Here is a 20,788-nt window from a genome sequence, read left to right as displayed (position 1 = left end):
GGAGTCCTAGCGGAAGACCACCGTTTTGTTGCGGTTCAGCAGGATGCGGTGTTCGACGTGGCTGCGGACCGCGCGCGACAGCACGAGGGATTCGATGTCACTGCCGACCTGGGTCAGGTCCTGGGCGGTCATGGTGTGGTCCACTCGCTCGATGTCCTGGTCGATGATGGGGCCTTCGTCCAGGTCCGAGGTCACGTAGTGGGCGGTGGCGCCGATGATCTTGACGCCGCGGGCGTGCGCCTGGTGATAGGGGCGGGCGCCCTTGAAGCTGGGCAGGAAGCTGTGGTGGATGTTGATGGCGCGGCCGTTGAGCGCGCGGCACATGTCCTCGGACAGGATCTGCATATAGCGGGCCAGCACGACCAGGTCGACGCCTTCCTGCTCGGCCAGGGCCAGCACCTGCCGTTCCTGTTCCGCCTTGGTGTCGGCCGTGACCGGCAGGTAATGGAACGGGATGCCGTAGGAGGCCGCCAGGCCGGCGTAGTCGTTGTGGTTCGACACGATGGCGGCCACTTCGGCGTGCAGGTGGCCGCTGTGCACGCGGAACAGCAGGTCGTTCAGGCAATGGCCCTGCTTACTGACCATGATGAGCAGGCGTTCCTTGCGGCGGGCGTCGTGCAGCTTCAGTTCCATGCCGTATTCCTCGGACATGGCGGCCAGGCGGGCGCGCAGGTCGCTGGCGGCCACGCCGGCGGGCGCGTCGAAGTGCACGCGCAGGAAGAAGCGGCCGGTTTCCTCGTCGCCGAACTGCTGCGAATCCAGGATGTTGCAGCCCAATTCGAACAACAGGCCGCTGACGCGGTAGACGATGCCCGTGCGGTCGGGGCAGGACAGGGTCAGGATGTAGTCGTTGTGCTGCATGGCTCAGAAAACAAAAGAGGAAAAAGGAAAACAGATGGCGGCAAAAATAGCCAGCCCTCCCGCCGGGCCGCTAGCACGCGCAGCGTGCACGGCGTGCGCGGCGTGGGGGCGCCTATCCATTTAGACGGGCCAGGGTTTCTTCCGCCAGTGCCAGGCTGGAGGTCAGCCCCGGCGACTCGATGCCGAACAGGTTCACCAGGCCGGGCACGCCGTGCGCGGCCGGGCCGGCGATGACGAAGTCGGCGGCGGGCTCGTGGGGGCCGGATATTTTCGGCCGGATGCCGGTGTAGCCGGGCGCCAGCGCGTCGTCGGGCAGCGCCGGCCAATAGCTGCGGACCGCCGCGTAGAACACGTCGGCGCGGGCCGGGTCCAGGGTGTAGTCCTCGGTGCCGACCCATTCGGTGTCGGGGCCGAATTTCGCCTGCCCGCCCATGTCCAGCGTCAGGTGCACGCCCAGGCCGGCGTGCTGCGGCACGGGGTAGATCAGGCGCGAGAAGGGCGCGCGGCCGGACAGCGTGAAATAGCTGCCCTTGCACAGGTAGTCGGTGGGAATGCTGGAGGCCGGCACGCCCTCGATACGGCGCGCCAGCGCCGGGGCCTGCAGGCCCGCCGAATTGATGAGCACGTTGCAGTTCAGGGTCATGGCGTCGTCGCCGCCGAACTGCAGCTCGAAGCCGCCTTCGGGGCGCGCGCGGCCGGACACCAGCGGCGTGTGGAAGACGCATTGGGCGCCGGCGTTTTCGGCGTCGCCCTGGAACGACAGCATCAGCGCGTGGCTGTCCACGATGCCGGTGGACGGCGACGACAGCGCGGCGGTGCATTGCAGCGCCGGTTCCAGGCGCATGGCGTCTTCGCCCGACAGGAACTGCAGGTCGTCGACGCCGTTGGCGCGGGCGCGCTGGGCGATGCTCTCCAACTGCGCGGCCTGTTCGGCGCTGGTGGCCACGATGAGTTTGCCCAGGCGCTTGTGCGGCACGCCGCGCTCCGCGCAATAGCCGTAGAGCAGGTGCTTGCCGCGCACGCACAGGCGGGCCTTCAAGCTGCCCGCCGGGTAGTAGATGCCCGCGTGTATGACTTCGGAGTTGCGCGAACTGGTGCCGGTGCCGATGGCCTCGGTGGCTTCCGCCACTAGCACTTCGCGTCCGGACTGGGCCAGCGCGCGCGCGATCGCCAGGCCCACCACGCCGGCGCCGACGACGACGCAATCGATGTCCGTGTTCATGGCGCTTTCCTTTCCGTCCGGTCGCCGGCGGGAGTCAGGTCGAAGCCGCCGGCATGGAAGACCAGCGGCGGCTCGGCGCTGTGGCCGCAGCGTTCCACCTCGCCCACCATGATGACGTGGTCGCCCTCGACGTAGCGGCTGCGGTTGTGGCATTCGAACCAGGCCGCGCAGTGGCCGTCCAGCATGGGGGTGCCGCCCGGGGCGTGGTGCACGGGCAGGCCGGCGTAGCGGTCGGGGGTCTTGCCGGTGGCGAAGCGGCGCGCCAGCGCGATCTGTTCCGCGCCCAGCACGTTGACGACGTAGCGCTCGCACTGTTCGAAGGCGGCCAGCGAAGATGAACTCCGGGACAGGCTCCACAGCACCAGCGGCGGATTCAGCGACACGGAATTGAAGGAACTGACCGTCAGCCCGATGGGCGCGCCATCTAGGCCGGCGGCCGTCACGACGGTCACGCCCGTGGCGTAGCGGCCCAGCGCGGTGCGGAAAAAGGCAGCGTCAAAATCAGGGGAGGAGGCGGTCATGCAATCGTGGATTGGGGCGGGCGCGCCGGGCGCCCGGCATCAAGGCGACAGGCGTTCGATCTTCCAGGCCGTGCCGTCGGCGACGTAGCGCAGACGGTCGTGCAGGCGCGAGGGCCGGCCTTGCCAGAATTCGAAGACGGTGGGCTTCAGGCGGTAACCGCCCCAGTGCGGCGGGCGCGGCGGCGCTTCGCCGAAGCGTTCGCGGAATTCCCGTTCGCGGGCTTCCAGCTCTTCGCGGGTAATGGGCTGGCTCTGGCGCGAGGCCCAGGCGCCGATGCGCGAGCCCGCGGGGCGGCTGTGATAGTAGGCGTCCGATTCCTCGGCGGCCACTTTTTCCACCACGCCCTCGATCCGGACCTGGCGCTCCAGCGGCTGCCAAAAGAACAGCAGGCAGGCGCGGGGCTCGGCCTGCAGGTCCAGGCCCTTGCGGGATTCGTAATTGGTGAAGAACGTGAACCCGCGCTCGTCGAAGCCCTTGATCAGGACAATGCGCGCGCTGGGCTGGCCGCCGGCGTCCACCGTGGCCAGGGTCATGGCGTTGGGTTCGGGCACCTTGGAGGCCAGGGCCTCGTCGAACCAGAGGGTGAATTGCGCGAACGGCGAAGCCGAGGCCTGGCTTTCGAGCAGGACATTCTTGTCGTAACTTTGACGCAGATCAGAGACGGACATGGGCGTAAGGATTCAGCGTTGATAACAGGGAGTTTATACCGCCTGGACCGCGGTCCCCCTATTGACCCCGCTCAGGTCTTCGGCAAGATGGCCGTCTGGAGCGGGGCGCCGGCCTCAGCCGCCTTCCGGCAGGGGCCGCCCGTCCTGTTCGAGCCGGCGGGCGATGGCGTCCAGCCGGGCATCCTGGATGCCCGCGGCGCGCAGCGCCTGGGCGGTCTGCACCACGTAGTCCGTGCAGGGGCCGTAGCGGCCGGCGGCGCGGCGCACGATGGCCAGCAGCTCGGGTTCCGGCAGGGCGCGGATATAGGCGGGGTTGTCCCGGTTCATGATGAAGACCAGCGCCCGGACGGTGCCGCCGTCCGTCGCGCAGTTGAGCCAGCGGGGCAGGTAGGCGCCGGTGGACATCTCGCGCTCCCAGAGCGCGGGGAAGTAATTGGGCACCTGGTCGCCGGCCAGCCGGTAGACCACGCCCCGGCACGAGCCGCCCCGGTCCAGGCCGAATACCAGGCCCGGGCACTCCGGCGTGCCCCGGTTGACGCGCGACCACAGGCACAGCGCCCGGTGGTGGCCGCGCAGGGTGGCGAGCCGGCGTTCCATGAAGTCGAAGTCGGGCCGCCAGATCAGCGAGCCGTAGCCGTACACCCACACGTCCTCGCCGGATTGCCAGTGGCGCAAGGCATCGTCCAGGGAGTCTTGCCGTTCTTCCGGCGTCCAGAGGCGAAAAGGCAGGCTGGCGCCGGCGGGAGGGGAAGACAAAATGTTCACGACTACGGTTTGCGGTCAGATTCGATCGGGGGATTGCGGTTGGCCCAGCCGCCGGCCATCAAGGCCAGGGAATAGGCCCAGAACAGCGGGGCAACGCCAATTACCGCACCGAGCGCGCCGAAGGTCAACGGCAGGGACACCTGGGAGCCGTTGATGAGCGCCATCCGCAGGCCCACCGCCTCGGCGGCTCGGCCCGGGGGCGAATGATGGTGCAGCAGCGACAGCATGCTGGGCTGGCAGCAGCCCAGGGCCAGTCCCAGGATGAAAGACAGCACGATCAGGACGGTAACGTCGGTGAACAGCGGGTAAAGCATGAAGTCGATGGCGGCTGTCGCCATGGCGGCGCGGACCAGCGTCCAGGAACGCACCCGGCGCTGGATCAAGGGGAGTACGAGGCGGATGACGAACGTTGCCGCCGCGAAGGAGGCAAGAATGACGCCGATCGTGGTGGCCGACAGGCCGATGGCCACGCCGAAGATGGGCACGACGAACAAATGGGTGTCCCAGGCACCCGACAGAATGGTGTTCACCATCAGGATCCGGCGCAGCGCCGGCACCGCCAGCAATTCGGTAACGCGGCGCCTTTCGGCTTCTTTTGCGCCGGAAAGCAGCGAATCTACCGCCTTCAATTGGTGACGCATGAAATAGAGGCCGCCCGCCGACAGCAGCGGGCCCACGGTCAGCAGGCCGAAGGCCAGCCGGGTGCCCAGGTGGTCGATCGCCAGGCCGGCGATGAGCGGGCCCGAGAACCCGGACCCCGCCAGGGCCAGCGACATGAAGGAAAAGTTGCGCAGCCGCTGCGTGGGCTCGGCGTGGCCCAGGAGGTCCTGGGTGGCGACCTGGTGCAGCATGAAGCCGATGCCGATGCAGCACGATGCGATGAGCAGCGCCAACTGGGTTTGGGAAATGAAGGGCAGCGCGGTGCCGACCGCCACCAGCGTCGTGCCGATGACCAGCGGCCGCACGATGCCGACCCGGTCGACCCAGCGGCCCGCGCGCACCGAGAACAGCATGGGCAGCACGGCGAACACCGCGACCAGCGTGCCCACCTTGAAGGTCGACAGCCCCATTTGCAGCGCGGTCAGCGAGACGGTGATGCGTCCCCCTGTCAGCGCCACGTGATTCATCATGGCCAGCACGCACAAAAGCGCCGCCCCGGAAAATTCCGGGGAACTGGGAGACGAGGAGGGGGATCTATGAGAGGTAGACACGGATACGGCTTAACTGCGTTCATTCTGTCCATATCGTCGCCCAATGTCGAGGCGCGCGTGTTTTGCACTGCCGCAATTGGCGCCATACCGAGATTTCACGATGGGCGCCAGCTAGGGGCAAACTCGGCAGCGTATTGTGCAAAATGGCGGCACGTTCGGCGCTTCTGCGCGCCGGGCGGCGGGCCGGCGCGCGCCAAAGCGTTGTATCGTTCTCGCAACGGAACAATCGGGCGGATGCTTGGCGCCCGCAATTCGCAATACCGGCGCGGGGCGGATGCCCGGCGCTCCATTCGGCAGGTTCAATGAAAAAATCCCGCAGCAAGTTCAAACGCTACCTCCTGATAGCCGTCCTGCTCCTGCTCGCCGCATTCGCCGTGCGCGCCGCCTTCTTCTCGGCGCCGCCGCCGCCCACCTTCGCCGTGGCCGAGGTCACCCGCGCCAACCTCGAGGACAGCGTGCTGGCCAGCGGCACGATCGACGCCATCGAGCGCGTCAGCGTGGGCGCCCAGGTTTCCGGCCAACTGAAATCGCTGAAGGTGGCGCTGGGCGACCGGGTCCGGAAAGGCCAGTTGGTCGCCGAGATCGACGACCTGACCCAGCAGAACGACCTGCGCAACGCCGACGCCGCCTTGCAGACCCGGCGCGCGGAACGGGCGGCCAAGGTCGCCATGCTGAAGCAGGCCGAACTGGCCTTCCGCCGCCAGCGCCAGATGCTGGCGGCGGACGCCAGCTCGCGCGAGGCCTACGAGACCGCCGAGGCCACCCTGGGCGTGACCCGCGCCGAGATCGCGTCGCTGGACGCCCAGATCGCGCAGGCCGAGATCCAGGTGGACACGGCCCGCGTCAACCTGGGCTACACGCGCATCGCGTCGCCCATCGACGGCGTGGTGGTGGCCGTGGTCACCAAGGAAGGGCAGACCGTCAACTCGATCCAGAGCGCGCCCACCATCATCAAGGTCGCCCAGGTCGACACCATGACGGTCAAGGCGCAGATTTCGGAGGCGGACGTGACCCGCGTGAAGCCGGGCCTGCCGGTGTACTTCACCATCCTCGGCGAACCCGACGAGCGCTACCGCGCCGAACTGCGCGCGGTGGAACCGGCGCCGGACTCCATCCAGAAGGACGACGCGGCGTCCTCGCTGACGACGTCCTCCAGCGGCAGTTCCACGACCGCGGCCGTCTATTACAACGGCCTGTTCGACGTGCCCAATCCCGACGAGAAGCTGCGCATCTCGATGACCGCGCAGGTCTTCATCGTGCTGGGCGAGGCCAAGGACACCGTGGTGGTGCCGGCCTCGGCGCTGGGCAAGCGCGGCGAAGACGGCCGCTACGCCGTGCGCGTGGTGCTGAAGGACAACAAGACGGAAGTGCGCCAGGTCAGGATCGGCATGAACAACAACGTCCAGGCGCAGGTTCTGGAGGGGCTGGAAGTGGGCGAGCGCGTCGTGTCGGCCGATGCCGCCCCGCCCGCCGCGGCCCCGGGGGCCTGAGATGGGCGTGCCCCTCATCTCGCTGGCCGGCGTGCGCCGCGAGTTCCCCGCGGGCGAGCAGACCATCGCGGTCCTGAAGGATGTCGACCTGTCCATCGAGGCCGGCGAAATGGTGGCCATCGTGGGCGCGTCCGGCTCGGGCAAGTCCACGCTCATGAACATCCTGGGCTGCCTGGACCGCCCCACCCGCGGCGAATACCGGGTCGACGGGCGCAGCACCGGGGACCTGGACCCGGACGAACTGGCCGAACTGCGCCGCGAGCATTTCGGCTTCATCTTCCAGCGCTATCACCTGCTGTCGGACCTGACCGCGCAGGGCAACGTGGAAGTGCCGGCCGTCTATGCCGGCAAGCGGCGCGAGGCGCGCCTGGCGCGCGCCGAGGCGCTGCTGGAGCGGCTGGGGCTGGGCGACCGGTCCGGGCACCGGCCCGGCCAATTGTCCGGCGGCCAGCAGCAGCGCGTGAGCATCGCGCGGGCGCTGATGAACGGCGGCGACATCATCCTGGCCGACGAGCCGACCGGCGCGCTGGACACGCACACCGGCCAGGAAGTGCTGCGCATTCTGGAAGAACTGAACGCGGCGGGGCACACCATCATCATCGTCACGCACGATATGAACGTGGCGCGCCATGCCCAGCGCATCATCGAGATCAGCGACGGCGAAATCGTCTCCGACCATCGCAATCCCGACGCCCCGCGCCGCGAGACCGCGCGGGACGAGGCGCCCGCGCTGGCCCGGCGGCCGGCCTGGCAGGCCTACCTGGACCGTTGCGGCGAAGCCCTGCGCATGGCGCTGCTGGCCATGAACGCGCACCGGCTGCGTACCTCGCTGACCATGCTGGGCATCATCATCGGCATCGCGGCGGTGGTGTCCGTGGTCGCGCTGGGCGAAGGGTCGCGCCGCAAGATCCTGGACGACATCAGCGAAATCGGCACCAATACGGTCGAGGTCTTCCCCGGCAAGGACTTCGGCGACGAGAAGGCCGTCAACATCCGCACCCTGGTGGCGGCCGACGCGGACGCGCTGGCGCGGGAATCCTACGTGGACAGCGTGACGCCCGAAGTCTCCACCAGCAATACGCTGCGCTACCGCAACGTGTCCGTCAACGGCGCGATCCAGGGCGTGGGCGAACAGTATTTCCGGGTGCGCGCCATCAAGCTCGCCCAGGGCAAGTTCTTCGACGCCACCAGCGTGACGCGGCGGGCCCAGGAGGTAGTGATCGACGACGGTACGCGCAAGGCTTTGTTCGGATCGCATACCGACCCGATCGGGCAGGTGGTGTTCCTGGGATCCATGCCGGCGCGCGTGATCGGCGTGACGCAGAAGAAGGACACGGTGTTCGGCAGCAACGACACCCTGAACGTGTGGGTGCCCTACACCACGGCGCTGTCCCGGGTGCTGGGCCAGCAGCACCTGAAGAGCATCACCGTCCGCGTCAACGACGCGTCGCCGCCCGCCGCGGCGGAGCAGGCCATCGTGCGCCTGCTGACGCGCCGCCACGTGGTGAAGGATTTCTTCGTGTTCAACACGGACGCCATCCGCAAGACCATCGAACGCACCACGGCGACGATGACCCTGCTGGTGTCCATGATCGCGCTGATTTCGCTGATGGTGGGCGGCATTGGCGTCATGAACATCATGCTGGTGTCGGTGACCGAGCGCACCCGCGAGATCGGCGTGCGCATGGCGGTGGGCGCGCGGCGCAGCGACATCATGCAGCAGTTCCTGATCGAAGCGGTGCTGGTGTGCCTGATCGGCGGTGCGATCGGCATCCTCCTGTCGCTGGGGCTGGGCGTGCTCGTGTCCAAGGCCACGGGCGGCTCGTTCAAGATGATCTACTCCACGGCGGCCATGGTGGCGGCGTTCACGTGCTCGACGCTGATCGGGGTGATTTTTGGGTATTTGCCGGCGCGCAACGCGGCGCGCCTGGATCCCGTAGAGGCGTTGGCCCGGGAATGAAAACGATGAAAGCGGTTTCCCTGATCTGCAAGCCCGCCTCCCTGGCGCTGCTGTTCGCGCTGGGCGGCTGCGGCGGCCTGCTGCGCACCGATTACGAGCCGCCGGCCGCCTCCGTGCCCGCGGCCTGGTCCCATGCCCCGGCGGCGGACGCCCGGGCCGCCCTGCTGGCCGAGGGCGGCGCGTGGTGGCGGAATTTCAACGACCCGGTGCTGACGGGCCTGGTCGAGGGCGCGCTGGCGCGCAACAACGACCTGGCCGCGGCCGCCATCCGAGTGCGGCGGGCCCAGTACCAGGCGGGCCTGTCCGAGGACCAGTTGTTTCCGCAACTGGGCGGCAGCGCCAACGTCACCCGCACGCGCACGCTGAGCGGCGAACGCCTCACCACCCGGAACAACACGGCGGAGCTGACCGTCAGCTACGAGGTGGACCTGTGGGGCAAGCTGTCCCGCCAGCGCGACGCCGCGCAATGGGAAGCGCTGGCCACCGAACAGGACCGCCAGAGCGCGGCCCTGTCGCTGGTGGGCACCACCGCCACGCTGTACTGGCAGACCGCCTTCATCAACCAGCGCATCGTCAGCAGCCAAGAGAGCATCGCCTACGCCCGCAAGACGCAGGACCTGGTGCGCGCCCAGTACGCGGCGGGCGGCGCGTCGGCGCTGGAAATGGCCGAGGCCGAGCAGACCGTGGCCAGCCAGCAGGCCGCCCATGCGCTGCTGGTGCAGGCGCGGGTGGAATACGCGAACGCGCTGGCCATCCTGTTCGACGGCCCGCCGGAGCGCACCATGGCGGATCCGGCGCGTTTGCCGCGATATCCGCTGCCCGACGCCCGCGCCGGTGTTCCCGCTGAATTGCTGGGCCGCCGCCCCGACCTGCGCGCCGCCGAACTCCGCCTGCGGGAAGCCCTGGCCACCGTCGACGCGACCCGCGCCAGCTTCTATCCGCCCTTGACCCTCACGGGCGCCTTGGGCAGCGCGAGCCCGACGCTGTCCGACATCCTGCGCAACCCCATCGGATCCCTGGGGGCGGGGCTGACGCTGCCATTCCTGCAATGGAACCAGATGCAGCTCAACATCAAGATCTCCAAGGCGGACTACGAGGAACGCGTGGTGAACTTCCGGCAGTCGCTGTACCAGGCGATGGCGGACGTGGAGAACGCGTTGTCGAACCGGACGCAACTGGCGCTCCAGGCGGCGCAATTGGACGTTTCCCTGAGCGCGGCGCGCCAGGCGGAAAGTCTGTACGAGGTGCGGTACCGGGCGGGAGCGGTGCCGCTGAAGGATTGGCTGGACGCGCAGGAAAAACGCAGGACGGCCGAGATCGCGCGGGACGAGAACATGCTGAACCGGCTGGTGAACCAGGTGACGGTGTATCAGGCGCTGGGCGGGGATGATGCGGCGGCGCTTGCTGGCGGAGCGACGGGTTCGTGAGATGCGCGGGCCAGTGTCTGACACCCTTGCACGGCGACGGTCAAGTTGCATGGGTGCTCCGCGGGTGTCAGACACCAACGTATATCCGAGGGTGTCAGACACCCGTGGTGCACCGGCAACGCATGGAGGGCGTTTCATTGGGTGTCAGACACCTGGGTCCGTCGGCGGCCTTTTGACAACTAGTGATCTGCACCCCCACGCTAGTGTCTGACATCCTTGCACGACGACGGTCAAGTTGCATGGGTGCCTCGCGGGTGTCTGACACCAACGGATATCCGAGGGTGTCAGACACCCGTGGTGCACCGGCAAGGCATGGCGGGCGTTTCATCGGGTGTCAGACACTGGCGATGTTATGCGCAGGCGCGCAGCGTCCAGCGCTACGGCCAACAGTGCCCATACGCCAAAGAAGGCCGCCCGCGCGGCCGGCTTTGGCGTCCCTGCAAGATCTTCCACCACTCCTTGCCGGGGAGAAGAATGCCAAGCACACCGTCCGTCCCGGCGACCTTCAAGATCCAGGCAACGGAGCCTGGCGCGGCGGCGCCTGGGGTGGCGCGGGGAGTCGATAAGCCCGAGGGAATCCGAAGGGAGCCGAAGGCGGACGAGGATGACGCAGGGGAAGTCCGGAGCGAAGGCTCCGGACCGCAATCGTTGACCCGCGCCACCCCAGGCGCCGCCGCGACGGGCGTCTTAAAAACCAAGCTCCGCCCTACAAACAACGCCTGCCATAAAATACAACCCCATGAACTCCCCCGCCCACCCCCCGGAACCCGCCGACCTGGACCGCCGCTTCGGCGGCCTCTCCCGCCTCTACGGCCCCGAAGCCCCGGCCCGCCTCCGTAACGCCCACGTCGCGGTCGCCGGCCTGGGGGGCGTCGGGTCCTGGACGGTGGAGGCGCTGGCCCGCTGCGGGGTCGGGGCGCTGACGCTGATCGACCTGGACCACATCGCCGAATCCAACGTCAACCGGCAGATCCACGCGCTGACGTCGACGCTCGGGCAATCCAAGGTGGATGCGATGGCCGAACGGGTGCTGGCCATCAATCCGGAATGCCGGCTCACGCGGGTCGACGACTTCGTGTCGCCCGACAACGTGGCCGAGGTGCTGCCGGGCCCGTACACCGTCATCATCGACTGCACCGACCAGGCGGCGGCCAAGATCGCGATGATCCTGCATGCGCGGGCGCTGGGCGCGCCCATGCTGCTGTGCGGCGGGGCGGGAGGCAAGACGGATCCCCTGGCCTTGCGGGCGGGCGACCTGTCCGCGGCGGTGAACGACGCGCTGCTGTCGAAGCTGCGCAACAAGCTGCGGCGCGAACACGGCTTTCCGCGCGCCTCCGACCAGAACGGGCGGGCCCTGAAGCGCGTGCCGAAGATGGGCATCCACGCCTTGTGGTTCGACCAGCCCGCCATCCTGCCGGACGCCTGGACCCGGCCCACCGAGGGCGAGGACGACATGGGCGCCTCGGGGCAGACACTGGCGCCGCAGGGCCTGTCCTGCGCCGGCTACGGCTCGGTCGTGACGGTGACCGCGGCCATGGGCATGGCCGCGGCCAACGAGGCGCTGCGGCTGGCGGTCTGAGCGCCGGCCCCTACAACGCCACGAACACCACGCCGTCCTCGATCCTGACGGGGTAGGTGGCGAGGTTGTCGCGCAGCGGCGAACAGAGCGCCCGGCCGTCGCGCACGTCGAAACGGCCCTGGTGCAGCGGGCATTCGATCTCGTGCCCGGTCAGGAAACCGTCGCACAGCCGCGCATTGCCGTGCGTACAGAGGTTGTCGGTCGCGTAGACCTCGCCGTCCACGCCGTAGAGCGCGATTTCGCGGCCGCCCGCCTCCACGGCGATCACGTCCTCTTCCGGCACGTCGGCCCGCGCGACGGCCTTGATCCATTGCATGCTCATGGTGCTGTGTCCTGGTCAGATGGGGTAGATGAGCGAATTCGGCACCAGTTCGCTGTCGAAAATGCACAGCCGCGACTCGAACTTCAGGCCGTCCGGGCCGCGGCGCACCACGTCCTGGTAGCGGCCCACGTTGAACACGGTGGTCAACTGGCTGGGCTTGGTGCGGAACACGGCGTAGTTGGCTTCGGATTCGATGCGGTCGCCCTGCACCGACAGCACGCGCGGCGCGCCCACCACGTGGCGCTGGTAGTAGGGATCGTGGAAGATCGTGTCGGTGGCGCCGTAGATGCGGTCCTTCAGCATGCCGCGGCTTTCGAAAGCCATGGTCGCCAGCGGATAGCCGCGCTCGTGGTTTTCGCGCGGCAGCACCTTGTACACGCAGTCCTCCAGGAAGAAGTCGGGCCATTTCTCCCATTCCTCCGCGTCCAGCGCGGCGGCGTAGTCGTTGTACAGGCAGGTCAGTTGGTAGTAGAGGGGAAAGTCCAGCATCGTCAGGCCTCCATCACCCGCCGCCAGTACGCGTACATGCCGCGGATCAGCGTTTCGGTCACCATGTGGCCGGTGTTCTCGGCCGTCTTGCCGCCCAGCTCCGCCACGCTGCGGTGCCAGGGCTTCTGCTCGAAGCCCGATTGCGAGAACTCGATGACCTCGCCGTCGTCCGCGGACACGAAGCCCGCCGGGCCGAACAGATTGGCCTGGCGCAGGCGGCGGCGCGTCATCTCGGGCGTGTCGTCGGCGAAGCCGAAGTGCGTCCAGACGAAATCGAAGGCGTCGTGGCCCACCGGCTGGATGTGGCGGGTGGACAGCGAATTCACCTGCTGCTGGATGACGACGCTGGGAAACAGCGTCATCAGCACGGCGGTCGGGCCGTTCCACCACGGTTCCGGCACGATGTCGAGGAAGCGGTCGTCGTGGAGCGACATCTGTTCCTTGAAGCTCGACACGCCGCTGGTCACGCTGCCCTTGCCGCCCTGGCCGCGGGTGGAGATCATCGCCGCGTGGCGGAAATGGCGGTCCATCTTCAGTTCGGAGCGGTTGTCCGCCCGCCACAGGCCGAAGGTGACGAACCAGGTGTGCAGCAGGCCGGGGTGGTAGGGGTCCTTGATGTTCTCCTGCATCAGTTTCCAGTTGCCCGGGATGCGCTGGCGGCTGTAGCCGTGGATTACCAGCTCGCGGCCGTCGAAGACGCGGTCGAAATAATGCAGGATGTCCGGCCCCAGGTAGTCTTCCAGCGGCTCCACGCCGTGGTCGAACGAGGCGAACACCACGCCGTTGCGGCAGGCCACGGCCAGCCTGGTCAGGCCGTGCTCTTCGGGCTTGAAGTCGGGCGGCATGCCGCCGTTGACCTGGCCGTCCTGCTTGACGCCGCGCCGGAAGGGCACGCCGATCAGGTTGCCTTGCAGGTCGTAGTTCCACTGGTGGTAGGGGCAGACGAATTCACTGCGGTTGCCGGAGCGTTCGCGGCAGAACTGCACGCCGCGGTGGGCGCACACGTTTTCCACCACGCGCACCCGGCCGTCGTTGTCCCGCAGCAGGATGACCGAACGCTCGCCCACGGCGGTGCGCTTGAAGTCGCCCGGGTTGGGGATCTCGGCTTCCAGGCCCACGTAGCACCAGTGCGCGCGGTAGAAGAAGCGGCCCAGTTCGCGCTGGTGCAGGGCGGCGTCGGTGTAGACGCCGAACGGAATGCGGTGGGAGCCGTCCCCTTCCCAGGGCGGCGTACAGGAATGCATGGAGGGTCTCCTTGGTTCGGCTGGCCGCGGGACGGCCGGGCAGAGCCCGCGCGGCATGGGCGCGGGCGTTTGTCGCATGATCGGGCAGGCCATGAAATAAATAAATAGAATCTGCATGATGAGATAAATCACCAAAACAAATATTGGTGGAGACAAGCGCATGAACCTGCAAGACGTGGACCTGAACCTGCTGGTCGTCTTCAACGAACTGCGGAAACACGGCCGGGTATCGGCCGTGGCGGAGAGCCTGGGCATTTCGCAGCCCGGGGTCAGCAATGCGCTGGGCCGGCTGCGCAAGCTGCTGGGCGACGAGCTGTTCCTGCGGACCTCGCGCGGCATGGTGCCCACGCCCTACGCCGAAGCGCTGGCGCGGCCGATCGCCGATGCCCTGGACGCGCTGCACAGCACGCTGAACGCCCGCGCCGCGTTCGATCCCGCGCACAGCGAGCGCGCGTTCGTGATCGGCGTGAACGACGTGGGCGAGACCTACTTCCTGCCCCGGCTGATGCGCGCCCTGGAGCGCGCCGCGCCGGGCGTCACCGTCCGCACCGTGCGCACGACCTCGATCGATGTGAAAGACGAGATGGAACGCGGCCGGATCGACCTGGCCATGGGCTTCCTGCCCGGTCTGAAAAGCGGCTTTTTCCAGCGGCTGCTGTTCCGCCAGCCCTATGTCTGCATTTTCCGGCGCGACCATCCCCTGGCGCGCACCGGCGTATCGGCCCGACAGTTCCGCGCGGCGGAGCACGTGGCCATCGTGTCGGAAGGCACCGGCCACGGCGTGGTGGACGAGGTGATCGGGCAGGCCGGCATCCGCCGGCGCGTGCGCCTGACGGTGCCGCATTTCATGGCGGTGGGGCCGGTGTTGCAGGCCACCGACATGATCGCGGTGGTGCCGCGGCGTTTCGCGGATTGCGCCTGCGGGCCGTTCGGCCTGGCCATCGCGGCCTGTCCGGTGAAGATCCCGGAGTCGGTCATCAACGTGTTCTGGCATGCCCGCAACCACCGCGAGCAGGCCAACCAGTGGCTGCGGCAAGTGGTGGTCGACGAGTTTGCCGACTGAGTTCTCAGAACTGCATCTGGGCCGACAGCGCGATGCTGCGCGGGCTGCCCAGGTAGTAGCTGTTGAGCCAGTAGCTCCGGTTGGCCACGTTGTTGACGTTCAGGCGCAGCGTGAGAGGCCGGCCCGTTACCTTGGTCGCGTAGCGCAGGCCGAGATCGAAGGTCGTGTACGAGGGCAGCCGGCTGGTGTTGGTGGCCGTGGCCCACTGCTTGCCGACGTAATAGACGCCGCCGGTCAGGCTGAGGCCGGGAGCGAAGGGCAGCGCGTATTCCGAATACAGTTTGGCCGTCAGCTTGGGCACGTTGATCGGGGCATTGCCGTCATTGTCGCTGCCTTCGACGCGGGCCGTCAGCAGCGTCGCGCCGCCCACCACGGTCCAGGCATCCGTGACTTTGCCCATTGCCGAGACTTCGGCGCCGCGATGGCGTTGGGTGCCGCTCTGTACGTACACATTCGCGTCGTTGGCGTATTCATAGGCTTTCTCGATGTCGAACAGCGCGCCGCTCACCAGCACGCCGCCCAACTCGGCCTTCAGCCCCAGTTCGCGCTGTTTGCTGCGCATGGGCGACAGGACTTGCCCGCGGTTGACCGCCTCGTCGGGCGCCACGCCGCCTTGTTCCAGGCCTTCGAGGTAGGTGGCGTAGGCCGTCAGCCAGGGCGTGGGCATGAACATCAGCGACACGTTCGGCGAGGTCAGCCCGCGATCGTAGTCGGGTTGGCTGGCGGCGCCGTTCTCGTCGCGCTCCATCGCCTTGATGGTGCTGCGATTGACGCCCGCCAGGACGGACCATTGTTCGTTGAAGCGGATCAGGTCGCCGATCATGAAATTGTCGTTGCGGATGCGGCTGGCGTAGTAAGTTTTTGCGGAAGCGTCGGACGGCCAGGCAGGTTCCGGCACATGCGTCGGCGAGTCCAGGCTGTACGGGCCGACATAGCCGGTGCTGGGGAAGTAGGTGGATTGCCACTGCTTGTCCATGTATCCGTAGTAGCCCATGGTGATCTGGTGGGCTATCGGTCCGGTGTCGAATGAAATGTCCGCCAGGGCCTGCCAGGCTTCGGATTCGGTGCTGGTCGGCCCGACCTTCTGCCGCAATTGCGCGTATTGGGTGGACGAGCGCAGCGAGTTCATGGTGTGGTACTGGACGGGCCTGTCCTGGTATTCGCGCAGATGCGCGACGCGCAGCGTCAGGTGGTCGCTGGCCTCGTAGGTCATGCGGGCCATCCACTTCCGGCTTTCGGTTTCATCGCGGATCCAGGGCTGGCCCCAGTTCTTGCCCGCGTCCGGCGCCTTGGGACGGGAAAGGTCATCGCGGACGAACCAGTACGCCGTGGGGGCCGTCATCTTGTAGTCGCTGTAAGAGGCGCCGAGTTCCAGCTTGAAGCGGTCGGTGATATTGAAATCCAGCGCCAGGCTCGCCAGGCTGCGGTCGATCTTCTGGTCGTCCACGGCGGTGTCGCCATTCTGGCGCACCAGGTTCACGCGATAGCCGATCTTGCCGTTGCTGTCGAAAGGGCCGCCGAAGTCGCCGTGCACATAGTATTGGCCGCCGCCGTAATTGCCCGCCGTGATGCTGTTCAGGCGCTCCGGCGTGGGCCGCTTGTGGACGTAGTTCACCATGCCGCCGGGCGAGGCCGCGCCGTAGAGAAAGCCCGACAGGCCGCTCAGGACCTCGACGCGCTCCTTGTCTTCGAGCGAGGCGGCGAAACCGAACGAGCGGCGCAGGCCTTCCTCGGCCCGATCGTAGCTGTTGAAGCCGCGGATCTTGACCATCGGCGCCCAGCCGCTGAGCTGCGGCGTCTGCGTCATGGTCGACGGGTTGATCTTGTACACGTCGTCGGGCGATTGCGCCTGGACGTTCTGCAGCAGTTCGCGCGGCACGACGCTGAACGAATAGGGGGCATTGCGCAACTCCATGCGGCCCAGCGCGCCCGTGGAGGAGATGGTCGAGACGCGGTAGCCGTCGCTGGCCAGCCCCTCTTGCTGCAGGGCGGCGGCGGTGTTGCCCTGTACGGTAATGCCGGGCAGGGTGACTGCGTCGACCGCCGGCGCCGGACGCACCGTGTAGGCGTTGCCGCGCCGCTCCGGCCGCAGGCCGGTGCCGGCCAGGATGGCGTTCAGGCCCGACCAGGCCGATTGCCTTCCCCGCAATCCCGGGCTCTGGCGCCCGGTTGTGAGCGAGGCCTCTACCGAGACCTGGATGCCGGCCTGCACGGCGAACTCGGTCAGCACGCGGCTCAGTTCGCCGGCAGGAATGTCGTAGTCGCGCTCGTCCGGCGCGGGCGAGGCGCGCGGAGTCTGCGCCTGCAAGGCGCAGGGCGCGGCCAGGCCGATGAGCGCCGCGGCGGCGATCGCGGCGGCGGCCGGCAGGCGCGCGGTTGCGCGCCGGCGTGTGGAACGGGGGGAAAGGAAAGGCATGTGCATGGTTCGGCCCGGGCTGGAAGTGAAAGCGTGTGGTTTCACCCCGTATGCCAATCGAGCAAGCGAAAAGGGGAACTTCCCGGCGATGGCGCGCCACGGGCGCGGAGCCGCGAGGCTGCGGCGGGATGGCTAGCGGGGCTCCAGCACGGTCCACCACGGCATGGGCATGCGCACGCGCACCGGCAGCGTCGCCTCCAGCGTCGCCAGAACCTGGCGCGTGTCGGCCGTCGCGTAGGTGCCCACGATGCGCAGGTCGGCGATCGCGGGCGCGCAGCCCAGATAACCGCGGCGGTAGCGCGACAGTTCTTCCACGAAATCGCCCAGGCGCATGTTTTCGGCGACGATCAGTCCCTCGGCCCAGGAGCGGCGGGCGGTGGCGGCAGCCTCGACGGGGCCGGCGCCAGACCGGGTGATGCGCGCCTGCTCGCCCGCATGCAGGATGCTGCCGGCGGCGCCCTCGCTCGTTGGTTCGACCCGCACGGCGCCTTCGAACACCGCGACCACGCTGGCGTCTTCCTGCTGGTAGATGCTGTAGCGGGTACCCAGCGCGCGCAGCCGCGCTTGCGCGGTGTCGACCACGAAGGGGCGCGCCGGCGACTGGATGTCGGGGGCGGTGGCGACCAGGATTTCGCCCGCCACCAAGCGAATGCGGCGCAGGGCCGCGCTGTAGTCCACGTCGATGGCGCTATCGGTGTTGAGCCAGATGCTGGCGCCGTCGGCCAGGCGGATTTCGTGGCGTTCCCCCAGGCCGGTGTGATGGGAGGCGGCCCACTGGCGCCACGGCACGGCTTGTAGGGCGCCCCATGATCCGACGCCGCCCGCGCACAGCAAGGCCAGCATTTTCAAGGCCCGGCGCCGCCTGGCCTGGCCGGCCGCGGCGGCGTCCAGCACCCGGTGGGCCATGGGTTTGCCGGACCCCGGCAGGTCCAGGAATTTACCGCTGATGGCTTCGACCTGGCTCCAGGCCAACTGGTGGGCCGGATCGGCGTCGTGCCACTGGCGCCAGCGCTGGCGCTGCGCGGCGTCCACCGCCGGCGCGCCCAGCACGGCGAACCACTCGGCGGCTTCCTGCAGCACCTTGAAGCTGGGCGCGGCGGGGATCACGGTGCGTGCGCCCTGCCCGCGGTCAGGCAATGCAGCATCGCCTGCGCCATGTATTTCTTGACCATGCGTTCGGACACGGCCAGGCGCGCGGCGATTTCAACGTAGGTATAGCCCTCCAGTTGCGCCAGGAGGAAGGCCGTGCGGGCCTTGGGATTGAGCTGGCAGAGCAGCGCGTCCAGTTCGCACAGCGCCTCCAGCAGCAGGGCGCCTTCCTCGGGGGAGGGGGCCTGTGTGTCGGCCACGGTGGCCAGCGTCTCGCGATAGGCGCGTTCCAGGTCCTGGCGGCGCCAGTGGTTCACGATCAGCCCGTGGGCGATGGTGGTGAGGTAGGCGCGCGGTTCGCGCACGGGTTCGAGACTGCGCAGCAGGCGCAGAAAGGTATCGTGGGCCAGGTCGGCCGCGTCGAACGCATTGCCCAGGCGCCGGCGCAGCCATTCCTGCAGCCAGCCGTGATGGTCGCTATACAGCGTTGCTAGGTCGGGAGGTGCCGCGCGGGGAGGGGGAGACACGATGGGACGCTGCCAACGTCGAGCATTTAATAAGAATGAGTATCAATTATTATTCACGCGCGCCGGTTTGGCAATCGGCGCTATGTCGCTCCCGGACGATCGTCAGGAGTGGCGCAGCACCACAGGGAACCAGCCGCGCAGCGCGTTGGACAGGCGGATTTCGTCGGCGGCGTGCAGGTCGGCCAGGGTCAGGACGCGTTCCTCGACCTGGCCGCTGTCCAGCAGTTCGGCGCGCTGCACGCCGGGCAGGCAGCCGCTGTCCACGGGCGGCGTGTACCAGTCGCCGTCCAGGCGCAGGTAGACGTTGCTGCGGCTGCCTTCGCACAGTTCGCCGCGCTCGTTCAGGTAGAGCAGGTCGAAGATGTGCGGATGCGAGGGCAGCCATTCGATGGTCTTGGTGTACCAGGGCCGGTAGGTGGTCTTGTAGCGCAGCAGCGGTTCGGACGAACGCAGCGCCTCGGGCGCCAGCATGGCTTCCTGCCCGGCGGGCAGGGGAGGCAGGACGGCGGTCTGGATGCTGCGGCTGCCGTCGCGCGACACCAGCAGCCGCAGGCGGTGCGGCCCTGGGGTCGCCAGGCCCAGCGCCGTGATCATGATGTCGCCTTCCACGGCGCGCCCGCCCCAGCCGTAGCCCAGGTCCTTGCAGGATGCCTCCAGGCGCTTGAGGTGGCGGGCCAGCAGCGGCACGCGGCGTTCGGCATCGACCAGGATGGTCTCGATCAGTTCGGGTTGCATGGGACTCTCCTAGGGACGGCCGCGCTCTATCCTACTACCGCGGCCTCCGCCTGGGCGCTCAGGCCCGCAAAATCCGGGCCTTCCAGTGGCATTCCTGCCATTCTTCCGCGGGGTCGGAGTCGTGCACGATGCCGCCGCCCACGCTGTAGACCCCCTGGCCGGACGCATCCAGCACCAGCGTGCGGATCGCGACGTTCAGCGAAAAATCGCCGTCCGGCGCCAGCCAGCCGATGCTGCCGCAGTACAGGCCGCGCGGCGCCGACTCCATCTGGCGGATCCGGCGCATGGCCGCCACCTTGGGGGCGCCGGTGATGGACCCGCAGGGAAACAGCGCGCGCAGCACGTCCTCCAGGCTGGCGCGGGGCGCCAGCGCGGAAACGGTGGACGTCATGGCCCAGACGGTGGGGTAGCGCTCCAGCGAGAACAGCGCGTCCACCTGGACCGAGCCCGGTTCGGCCAGCCGGCCGAGATCGTTGCGCAGCAGATCGACGATCATCAGGTTCTCGGCGCGGTTCTTCCCGCTGGCCAGCAGCGCCTGGCCCAGCCGTTCGTCTTCGGCCGGGTCGGCGTGGCGCGGGGCCGTTCCCTTCATGGGGCGCGTGGTCAGGCGCGGGCCGTCGCGGCGCACGAACAGCTCGGGCGAAAAGGACAGCACCGTGCGCGCGCCGTCCTGGATGAAGGCGCCGTGCGCCACCGGATTGCGGGCGGCGATGCGCCGGTACAGCGCGGCGGGGTCGCCCTGGTAGCGCAGGTCCAGCGGCTGGGTGAAATTCACCTGGTACAGCTCGCCGTCGCCGATCAGCGCGCGGATCGCGTCGATCCGCCGCGCGTACTCCGGCTCGGTCATGCGCGGCGCCGGCAGGCTGATGGACGCGGGCGCGCTGCCGGCATCCGGGGCGTCCCAGGGCGCTTCGTCCGCCTTGCGCTCGAACACCAGCGCGGTCAGGCGGGGTTCGCCGTCGCCGCGCGGCGGCGCCCAATCGCCGGTGGGCGGCGGCAGCGTGGCTTCGGGCAGCAGCCATTCGCCCAGTTCGTAGTCCAGCAGAAGCGCGACCCATCGCCCCTGCCGCCGCGCCGCCTCGATGGCGGCCAGCGCGGGGGCGACTTCGGCGGCGGCGCGCGCCTCGATCCGCGAACAAAAGCCCTCCAGCCGCAGCGCGCGGCCGGCCAGCCGGTCTTCAAAACGACATTCCATGCT

Annotated in this window: 19 protein-coding genes; 5 read left to right on the top strand and 14 right to left on the bottom strand. The window is 68.4% G+C overall.

The window, feature by feature from the left end:
- Positions 1-6 precede the first annotated feature (6 nt).
- From purU to AVE30378_RS02260, 6 genes are all read right to left on the bottom strand, one after another.
- Entirely contained in the window at positions 7-861 is an 855-nt protein-coding gene (gene purU, locus AVE30378_RS02285) for a formyltetrahydrofolate deformylase (protein ID WP_129239153.1), read from the bottom strand.
- Positions 862-973: 112 nt separating this feature from the next.
- A complete protein-coding gene (locus AVE30378_RS02280; RefSeq protein WP_129239152.1) occupies positions 974-2,083 on the bottom strand; it encodes an NAD(P)/FAD-dependent oxidoreductase in 1,110 nt (369 codons plus the stop codon).
- A complete protein-coding gene (locus AVE30378_RS02275; RefSeq protein WP_129239151.1) occupies positions 2,080-2,604 on the bottom strand; it encodes a flavin reductase family protein in 525 nt (174 codons plus the stop codon). Before AVE30378_RS02275 ends, AVE30378_RS02280 begins: the two co-directional genes overlap by 4 nt.
- A 39-nt stretch (positions 2,605-2,643) precedes the next feature.
- Positions 2,644-3,273 (bottom strand): pyridoxamine 5'-phosphate oxidase, encoded by a 630-nt coding sequence (gene pdxH / locus AVE30378_RS02270; protein ID WP_129239150.1) that lies wholly within the window; start codon positions 3,271-3,273, stop codon positions 2,644-2,646.
- A 114-nt stretch (positions 3,274-3,387) separates the two neighbouring features.
- On the bottom strand, positions 3,388-4,032 hold the full coding sequence (locus AVE30378_RS02265) for a gamma-glutamylcyclotransferase (RefSeq protein ID WP_165360061.1): 645 nt from the start codon (positions 4,030-4,032) through the stop codon (positions 3,388-3,390).
- Between the two features lie 8 nt (positions 4,033-4,040).
- Positions 4,041-5,249 carry an MFS transporter gene (locus tag AVE30378_RS02260; RefSeq protein WP_129239148.1) on the bottom strand — a complete coding sequence of 403 codons (1,209 nt, stop codon included), beginning with the start codon at positions 5,247-5,249 and terminating at the stop codon, positions 4,041-4,043.
- Positions 5,250-5,551: 302 nt separating this feature from the next.
- Between AVE30378_RS02260 and AVE30378_RS02255 the strand changes: the two genes are divergently transcribed.
- The 4 genes from AVE30378_RS02255 to AVE30378_RS02240 all read left to right on the top strand — a co-directional run bounded on the left by AVE30378_RS02255 (position 5,552) and on the right by AVE30378_RS02240 (position 11,705).
- The gene (locus AVE30378_RS02255) at positions 5,552-6,739 is read left to right on the top strand and encodes an efflux RND transporter periplasmic adaptor subunit (protein WP_129239147.1); all 1,188 of its coding nucleotides are present in this window, start codon (positions 5,552-5,554) and stop codon (positions 6,737-6,739) included.
- A 1-nt stretch (position 6,740) separates the two neighbouring features.
- Complete coding sequence (locus AVE30378_RS02250) at positions 6,741-8,699, top strand: MacB family efflux pump subunit (RefSeq protein ID WP_129239146.1); 1,959 nt, start codon at positions 6,741-6,743, stop codon at positions 8,697-8,699.
- A 5-nt stretch (positions 8,700-8,704) separates the two neighbouring features.
- Positions 8,705-10,126, top strand: coding sequence for an efflux transporter outer membrane subunit (locus tag AVE30378_RS02245; RefSeq protein WP_129239145.1), 1,422 nt, complete (start codon positions 8,705-8,707; stop codon positions 10,124-10,126).
- 739 nt (positions 10,127-10,865) lie between these two features.
- On the top strand, positions 10,866-11,705 hold the full coding sequence (locus tag AVE30378_RS02240; RefSeq protein WP_129239144.1) for a tRNA threonylcarbamoyladenosine dehydratase: 840 nt from the start codon (positions 10,866-10,868) through the stop codon (positions 11,703-11,705).
- A gap of 10 nt (positions 11,706-11,715) precedes the next feature.
- Here the strand turns inward: AVE30378_RS02240 and AVE30378_RS02235 are convergent, their stop codons facing one another.
- Genes AVE30378_RS02235 through AVE30378_RS02225 form a run of 3 tightly spaced genes read right to left on the bottom strand, consistent with a single transcriptional unit; the run spans position 11,716 to position 13,760 of the window.
- Positions 11,716-12,027 carry a non-heme iron oxygenase ferredoxin subunit gene (locus AVE30378_RS02235; RefSeq protein WP_129239143.1) on the bottom strand — a complete coding sequence of 104 codons (312 nt, stop codon included), beginning with the start codon at positions 12,025-12,027 and terminating at the stop codon, positions 11,716-11,718.
- 15 nt (positions 12,028-12,042) lie between these two features.
- Positions 12,043-12,516: an aromatic-ring-hydroxylating dioxygenase subunit beta gene (locus AVE30378_RS02230; protein ID WP_129239142.1), complete on the bottom strand. Its 474-nt coding sequence runs from the start codon at positions 12,514-12,516 to the stop codon at positions 12,043-12,045.
- Between the two features lie 2 nt (positions 12,517-12,518).
- Positions 12,519-13,760, bottom strand: coding sequence for an aromatic ring-hydroxylating dioxygenase subunit alpha (locus AVE30378_RS02225; protein WP_129239141.1), 1,242 nt, complete (start codon positions 13,758-13,760; stop codon positions 12,519-12,521).
- Positions 13,761-13,920: 160 nt separating this feature from the next.
- Here AVE30378_RS02225 and AVE30378_RS02220 point away from each other — a divergent pair, with 160 nt between their 5' ends.
- Positions 13,921-14,823 carry a LysR family transcriptional regulator gene (locus AVE30378_RS02220; RefSeq protein WP_129239140.1) on the top strand — a complete coding sequence of 301 codons (903 nt, stop codon included), beginning with the start codon at positions 13,921-13,923 and terminating at the stop codon, positions 14,821-14,823.
- Between the two features lie 4 nt (positions 14,824-14,827).
- On the opposite strand, the gene AVE30378_RS02215 is transcribed toward AVE30378_RS02220, so the two are convergent.
- From AVE30378_RS02215 to AVE30378_RS02195, 5 genes are all read right to left on the bottom strand, one after another.
- Positions 14,828-17,239: a TonB-dependent receptor gene (locus tag AVE30378_RS02215; protein WP_129239139.1), complete on the bottom strand. Its 2,412-nt coding sequence runs from the start codon at positions 17,237-17,239 to the stop codon at positions 14,828-14,830.
- 132 nt (positions 17,240-17,371) lie between these two features.
- Positions 17,372-18,376 (bottom strand): FecR domain-containing protein, encoded by a 1,005-nt coding sequence (locus tag AVE30378_RS02210; RefSeq protein ID WP_129239138.1) that lies wholly within the window; start codon positions 18,374-18,376, stop codon positions 17,372-17,374.
- Positions 18,343-18,855, bottom strand: a complete 513-nt coding sequence (locus AVE30378_RS02205; RefSeq protein WP_129239137.1) for a sigma-70 family RNA polymerase sigma factor — start codon at positions 18,853-18,855, stop codon at positions 18,343-18,345. The genes AVE30378_RS02210 and AVE30378_RS02205 overlap by 34 nt, the downstream gene beginning before the upstream one ends.
- A gap of 102 nt (positions 18,856-18,957) precedes the next feature.
- Positions 18,958-19,590 carry an aminotransferase class IV family protein gene (locus AVE30378_RS02200; protein ID WP_129239136.1) on the bottom strand — a complete coding sequence of 211 codons (633 nt, stop codon included), beginning with the start codon at positions 19,588-19,590 and terminating at the stop codon, positions 18,958-18,960.
- A gap of 58 nt (positions 19,591-19,648) precedes the next feature.
- On the bottom strand, positions 19,649-20,785 hold the full coding sequence (locus tag AVE30378_RS02195) for an aminodeoxychorismate synthase component I (protein ID WP_129239135.1): 1,137 nt from the start codon (positions 20,783-20,785) through the stop codon (positions 19,649-19,651).
- Between the last annotated feature and the right edge of the window lie 3 nt (positions 20,786-20,788).

It is taken from the genome of Achromobacter veterisilvae (assembly GCF_900496975.1).
Lineage (GTDB): Bacteria > Pseudomonadota > Gammaproteobacteria > Burkholderiales > Burkholderiaceae_B > Achromobacter > Achromobacter veterisilvae.
The sequence above is the reverse complement of the archived record's forward strand: the minus strand, read 5'-3'. Positions and strand labels throughout refer to the sequence as shown.